The organism is Bacillus sp. 7884-1 (assembly GCF_002272245.1).
Taxonomy (GTDB): Bacteria; Bacillota; Bacilli; order Bacillales; family Cytobacillaceae; genus Neobacillus.
Map to the genome: position 1 here is coordinate 36759 of NZ_NPDD01000192.1, position 6276 is coordinate 43034.

8 protein-coding genes are annotated in these 6276 nt (G+C 37.0%); 6 read left to right on the plus strand and 2 right to left on the minus strand.

The window, feature by feature from the left end; all coding sequences use genetic code 11:
* The first annotated feature begins 23 nt into the window (after positions 1 to 23).
* Complete coding sequence (locus CHI06_RS21255) at positions 24 to 1520, plus strand: S41 family peptidase (protein ID WP_095250588.1); 1497 nt, start codon at positions 24 to 26, stop codon at positions 1518 to 1520.
* A gap of 109 nt (positions 1521 to 1629) precedes the next feature.
* Positions 1630 to 2427 carry a hypothetical protein gene (locus CHI06_RS21260; RefSeq protein ID WP_095250589.1) on the plus strand — a complete coding sequence of 266 codons (798 nt, stop codon included), beginning with the start codon at positions 1630 to 1632 and terminating at the stop codon, positions 2425 to 2427.
* Positions 2428 to 2464: 37 nt separating this feature from the next.
* Here the strand turns inward: CHI06_RS21260 and CHI06_RS21265 are convergent, their stop codons facing one another.
* On the minus strand, positions 2465 to 3175 hold the full coding sequence (locus tag CHI06_RS21265) for an AlbA family DNA-binding domain-containing protein (RefSeq protein ID WP_095250590.1): 711 nt from the start codon (positions 3173 to 3175) through the stop codon (positions 2465 to 2467).
* 117 nt (positions 3176 to 3292) lie between these two features.
* Here CHI06_RS21265 and CHI06_RS21270 point away from each other — a divergent pair, with 117 nt between their 5' ends.
* The gene (locus CHI06_RS21270; protein WP_095250591.1) at positions 3293 to 4231 is read left to right on the plus strand and encodes a CobW family GTP-binding protein; all 939 of its coding nucleotides are present in this window, start codon (positions 3293 to 3295) and stop codon (positions 4229 to 4231) included.
* A gap of 70 nt (positions 4232 to 4301) precedes the next feature.
* On the plus strand, positions 4302 to 5123 hold the full coding sequence (locus tag CHI06_RS21275; protein ID WP_095250592.1) for a hypothetical protein: 822 nt from the start codon (positions 4302 to 4304) through the stop codon (positions 5121 to 5123).
* A gap of 40 nt (positions 5124 to 5163) precedes the next feature.
* On the opposite strand, the gene CHI06_RS21280 is transcribed toward CHI06_RS21275, so the two are convergent.
* Positions 5164 to 5406 (minus strand): DNA alkylation repair protein, encoded by a 243-nt coding sequence (locus CHI06_RS21280; RefSeq protein WP_095250593.1) that lies wholly within the window; start codon positions 5404 to 5406, stop codon positions 5164 to 5166.
* Positions 5407 to 5502: 96 nt separating this feature from the next.
* Between CHI06_RS21280 and CHI06_RS21285 the strand changes: the two genes are divergently transcribed.
* On the plus strand, positions 5503 to 5790 hold the full coding sequence (locus CHI06_RS21285) for a hypothetical protein (RefSeq protein ID WP_257009402.1): 288 nt from the start codon (positions 5503 to 5505) through the stop codon (positions 5788 to 5790).
* A gap of 2 nt (positions 5791 to 5792) precedes the next feature.
* Entirely contained in the window at positions 5793 to 6254 is a 462-nt protein-coding gene (locus CHI06_RS21290; protein ID WP_095250595.1) for a FixH family protein, read from the plus strand.
* Positions 6255 to 6276 lie beyond the last annotated feature (22 nt).

A 6276-nucleotide genomic window follows, 5' to 3' on the forward strand; every position in this document is an offset into this window, starting at 1 on the left:
TTTTACATATTATTTTTTGGACAATGAAAGTGGTGAAATCTTTGGATGAGCAAAATGTTAATCAAGAAAATCTTGAACAAGAGCAGGAAACAGAGAAGAAATCTGGGTATGTACACATTAAGAAATTTCATTTTATATTGATGTTGTTTTTCCTTGTATTGCTATCTACAGGCATTACAACATTTGCCTTATCGTTTGGGGATGAAAAAGTCATTACAGTTGGTACGGAAAGATCAGAATTTGATAAACTTTATACTGCCTATGATACGCTGAAGAGTGGATATTTTGAGGAGCTTGATCAGAAAAAACTAATTAATGGGGCTATTGATGGAATGGTAAAAGCTCTAGACGATCCTTATACTGACTATATGAGTGTGGAGGAAGCGGAAAATTTCCATGCCTCAATTAATTCTTCATTCCAAGGAATTGGTGCAGAGATTCAAGAGAAAGACGGACATATTATGATTGTCTCACCAATTAAGGGCTCTCCAGCTGAAAAAGCGGGTTTGAGGCCGAATGATATCATTGTATCTGTCGACGGAAAAAGTCTACAGGGAATGACCTCGACTGAAGCCGTAACCATTATTCGTGGAAAAAAAGGAACAAAGGTGGAATTAACCATTCAACGGCCGGGAACAGACGCACCTGTTAAGGTACCGATTACCCGCGATGATATTCCAATTGAAACCGTTTATGGTGAAATGGTTGGCGACGGTATTGCCAAAGTTCAAATTACAAGTTTTTCTACTAATACCTCAAAGGACCTTGCTGCGAAGCTAAATGAACTGCAGAAACAGGGGATGAAAGGGTTAGTCTTAGACTTGCGTCAAAATCCAGGCGGATTATTAGATGAAGCCATTAGTATTTCAAGTATGTTTGTTCCAAAAGGAAAACTAATATTAAAAGTGGAAGACCGGAATGGTAAGACCGAGGAATATCCTTCACAAAATGATGGGGATCCAGACTTCCCGTTGGTCATATTAATTGATAAAGGCAGTGCCAGTGCCTCTGAAATTCTTGCTGGAGCAGTTAGTGAATCTGCTGGTGTTAAGCTAGTAGGTGAGAATTCCTTTGGGAAAGGAACCGTTCAAACGGCCAAGGACTTCCCTGACAATTCAAATATAAAATTTACAACTGCAAAATGGCTCACGCCAAATGGTAATTGGATTCATAAAAAAGGAATTAAGCCTGATTTTGAAGTTCCACTTCCTGAATACGCAACATTACCAATCATTAATCCTGACAAAGAGCTGAAGCTTTCAAGTTCTTCAACTGAGGTTGAATCAGCTCAGAAAATGTTAAAGGCAATTGGGTATGATCCAGGACGTGTAGACGGATTCTTCGATGAGAAAACACAAGAGGCTGTTATTAGCTTTCAAACAGCAAATAATCTGCCTGCTGATGGAATCTTAAAAGGAGATACTACCTTTAAATTAATGGAAAAGCTTAGAGAACAGATTCAAAACCATGATACTCAGCTTCAAAAAGCAATTGAAGTGTTAAAAGAGGAAATGAAATGAAGAAAAGCCTGAACCGTGCTGCTGGTTCAGGCTTTTTCCATGTAGAAGTATAATCTTTGCCTAATTTTCCGAAAATGGAGATAAAAAAAGGAATTAGGTGATTTTAGATATGAAAAAGTTAATCATTGCCGTTATTGTCCTGTCCTTTTTCGGCTTAGGCCCCTTACAGACATTTTTTCAAAGCAGTACGGAGAAGAAGGGAGAAGAAGCGAAGAGTATCCCTTTTCTAGAAAAATTAAAGGATTCTTCTGAAAGTGAGAATAAGGTGGAAACCTTTCTTATTATCGAAAATAGTAAAGGCTCAGCTTCATCAGCAACCGAACCAGGGCTGTTGTTAAAATATGATAAAGACCAAAATAAAATCGAGTACGGATCTATCATGCTTGCACTTGATGGCAAAGAAGGGGAATTGGAGCACCTGAAAAAACAGGCAGCAGAAAAATATCAAGTAGATATTGATTATTGTTTTATCTTTGATACTTCTGGTTTCGGGACTGTAATTGATGTGCTTGCTCCGAACGGGATAGAAATGATGACTGGAATTGAAGGGCATCTGGATGGAGAAAGACAAATACTAAAGGGTGAGGATTTTGTCCAATATTTTGAGCAGCTAAAAATGAATCCAAGTTATGCTAAAGAATTATCTCCAATATTTATGGCATTAAAAGAAGAAGTATTGAAAGAAATATCTGCTGAGGATTTCCTCACTATAGCACCACAAGTTCTGAATGAGACCTTAAAAAATGTCAACACTGACATAGGAAAAGGAAAGTTAATGGATTTGGGATTAACGGTAATGATGAACCCTGTCACTTCAATTGAAGAAATAGAAATAGTGGCTGCCAATAAAAAAAACAAGCTTGAAAATGTAAATAAAATGTTAGAAGATGAGCAAGGGATTTATTAAACAAGTGAGAAAGTGAATGAGTTCATTCACTTTCTCATTAATTTTCAGGAAGAATATCTAATAATTGCCTGATTCTTTCTTTTTTACGTTCTATTACTTCTGCAATAAATTGACTATATTCATTATTTTTTTGCAAGGCAAGCTCCTCATATAATTCCTTTAATTGGTCAAGGTGCTCTTTCAGGGTATATTCATTCACTCCAGAACCTCCTGACTGTACCTTTCGTAGAATAATTTCTACGAGCCTGTCATTGGTTGCTTCCAAAGATTTTGTCCCTTGCCGAACGTATATGGCACCATAACGAAGTTCATTCCGCTGAACAACAGAGGTATACGGAACATATTTTGGATCATATTCAATGACGAGTACCTGAAATCTTTTATTGCTTAATGTTTGTTGGTCCCCGCTAAAATAAAAATCCTCCGTCCGATATTTTAAGTATTTTGGCAATAAATTAGCCAGTTTATTATCAATATCCGCTTTATCTAAAAAATCATCTTCCTGCAGTCCAGTTAAGGAAATGGAACCCTCATCATTTTGACTGACACCAACAATAATACAGCCGCCACCCGAATTTGCAATCGCAAGTACGTGTTTAGCCATCTTAGAAAATTCTGTCCATTTGGTTTTAAAATCTAGAAAATCTGTTTCACCCGTATTGTGAAGAAGGAGGTCTTTTAAGGATTCATGTGATGGGTTTTTAATAAAATGAAGGAGACTTCTTGGGTAGACATACTCATAAATCATGAGGGAAGGTCCTTTCTGAATATTCTTTTACTACTATTATAAGCCACATTTATCTAGTTGATAGCCCAATTTCAGCTATAATAAAAGGAATATCAGAGGAAAAAGAGGTAAACACAGATGAAAAACACTGAGGTATATATTTTATCCGGATTTTTAGGAAGTGGAAAAACAACGCTATTGAAGCGTCTGCTTGAAAATGAGCAATTATCAGGTCGAAAAACCGCCGTAATGATGAATGAACTAGGAAAGGTCTCAATCGATTCAGAAGTCGCTCGGGACGAAGATGTAGCTTTGAAGGAGCTATTAGGGGGCTGTATCTGCTGTTCCATTCAGGACAAGCTTGAAGCACAGCTGCAGGGCTTATTATTGAATGAAAAGCCAGAAGTTATCTATATTGAAACCACGGGGGCTGCACACCCGGTTGAAGTTCTAGATGCCATCCTTTCACCTTTATTTGCGGATCAGTTTACGATAAAGGGTATTGTAACAACAGTGGATGGATTAAGATGGCGTGACAGAAAGACGTTAAGTCCACAGGTTCATCAATTACTGCTCGAGCAGGTCAGACACGCAGATTTTATCCTTGTTAATAAAATGGATGAATTGTCGGAATCAGAGCAATCAAAAATTATTTTTGAGATACAAGGAATTAATTCTGCTGCACGCTGCTTATTAACAAATTATTCTCAGGTCTCTATTGATGAATTGAGAAAACTGACACTTTCATCATTTTCAAAACAAACTAGTGCTGATTTTTCGAAAAGAGCTCTTAATTTAACCACGTTTGTCTATCAATTCCAAGAACCAATCAACCATTCTGACTTCGAGGATTTTTTGAAGGGTTTACCTGAGAGGATATATCGCATCAAAGGCTATATAAAATTTGATTCTTTATCAAAACCATATCTCTTCCAATATTCTTATGGAATGCCTTTATATATGAAGGAAGAAATGAATTTACCTTTAAATCTGGTATTTATCGGCGAAAATATGGATTGGTCTGAGATTGAGGAAAAGCTAGGTAAACTTGAAAAAGACTTCAAAAAACAAAATTAAAATGAATGAACATTTCTTCTTCAGGTAACTCTTTTAATGTAGTTATTTTTTCATTGTAAAGGGGGTTTAGATGAAGAAGAAAACAGTTTTTGTGATGGTTATTCTATTCCTCCTAAGTGGTCAAGGGATACAAGCAGCAACAAATATTAGTTACAAAATTGAAATGCTGCCATGGGAAGAAGTCAATAATGTGCTGCCGAAGTATTCTAAGTTTACGGTTCTAGATCTTGAAACAGGGAAGAAGTTTAAAGTTCAAAGGCGTGCCGGCAGTCATCATGCCGACGTTCAGCCATTGACACCCAAGGATACAAAAATCATGAAAAAGATTTACGGAGGAAAATGGAGCTGGAAGCGGCGTGCCATCATCGTGATTCGCAATGATCAATGGATTGCCGGGTCAATGCATGGAATGCCGCACGGTGGGGGTGCCTTAAAAAATAAGTTTCCAGGGCATTTTTGTATCCATTTTTTCGGCAGTACCACTCATCGGACGAACACAATGGACCTCTCGCATATGTTGATGGTTTATAAGGCGGCTGGGAAATTAGAAGAGTACTTAAGTATAACATCACCTTATGAAACGGTTAAAGCGTATATAGCTGGTTTAAAGCAGCAGGATTCCTATATTTCAAAGTTGATCTCTGTACAGAAGCTTGAATGGAAACCGATATTAGGCAGAATTGAAAATGTTAGAATAACCCGGATGCCAATTTTACCAGCAGAGGATTTAAAACAGGAAATAAGCATGGATGTTCCAATTGAAATTGATTGGTTTATTAAAAATAGAGGAAGTCAGCACTATCGTGGTGAAATCCATTTAATTCGATTTTCAACGATGGATGCCTGGAAAGTAGACTCTGAATCGTTTTTAAAAGAAAATGACTTAAAATAAATAAAAAACACCTTTAGCAAAAGTTAAAGGTGTTTTTCTGTTAGGCTTGTTCTCCGAATTTAATGAATGTTCTTTCGTCCTCAATTAAACCACAGGAGGCACATTGAATTCGATAATCAGGTCCATTGTATGGAAGGTGAAAGGGTTCTAATTCATTTTGACTGTATTCTTTCATCACTTCACCAGATTGAGGGTCAAGCTTCACAGATTGGGAAACTTGTTGAATAATATTAAAGCGGCTTCGATTTGTTTTACAATTAGGACATTTATAGGGTGTAGACATATATTGCTCCTTTCATGGTGTTGTTAAAATCTATTTTTTGCAATAATATTGGAAAGTATGTAACAATGCAATTGAGGAGATATGGAGGTGGGGGTATTGACGATAGGAAATATCAATTTTGATGAATTACTAGCTGAGTATCGAATGATTTGGAATAATCGTATGCTAGCTGCCAGTGATAGAAGTAGTGAAGAAACCTTAACTGAGGCAGTGAAAAGGGAACTGCTTGATGAGAACTCTCATCCGAGAATACGGAAGAATAAATTTGAAAAATACTATTCCGCTATTAGCAGAATCACACAGTCGACCATCTCAAATGAGGCTAAGGTATCACTTATCCATGTCCACAATGGTATTATGGAGAAATTGATAAAGGAGAGGTAAACGTGAAAAAAATTAAATTGCTAAGTCTATTGATTTTAGCTTTATTGGTCGTCACTGCATGCGGTACCAAAGACAATCAAAATCAAGCTGAAAAAGAGTTGCCTGAGTTTGTAGAAGTAAAGTTGACTGTTACTCCGGAGCATGGACAAGCCAATGAACCGATTATATTTGAAGCAAAGGTTACACAAGGAGAAGAGAATGTTGAAGACGCAGACGAAGTGAAATTTGAAATTTGGCGTGCGAAGGATGAAAACCACGAAAAGGTAAAGATCGAGCATGCTGAAGATGGAATCTATCGCTTAGAAAAGTCGTTCGCACAAGAAGGAACGTATTATATTATTTCACACGTAACAGCTAGAGATATGCACAATATGCCTAAGAAAGAATTTGTTATTGGAACAGCAAGTGAAACGGAAGACCCAAATGAATCGAAGGATTCAATGGAAGGAATGGAAGGGCATTAGAGATGTAAAGACAGCAGTGTAA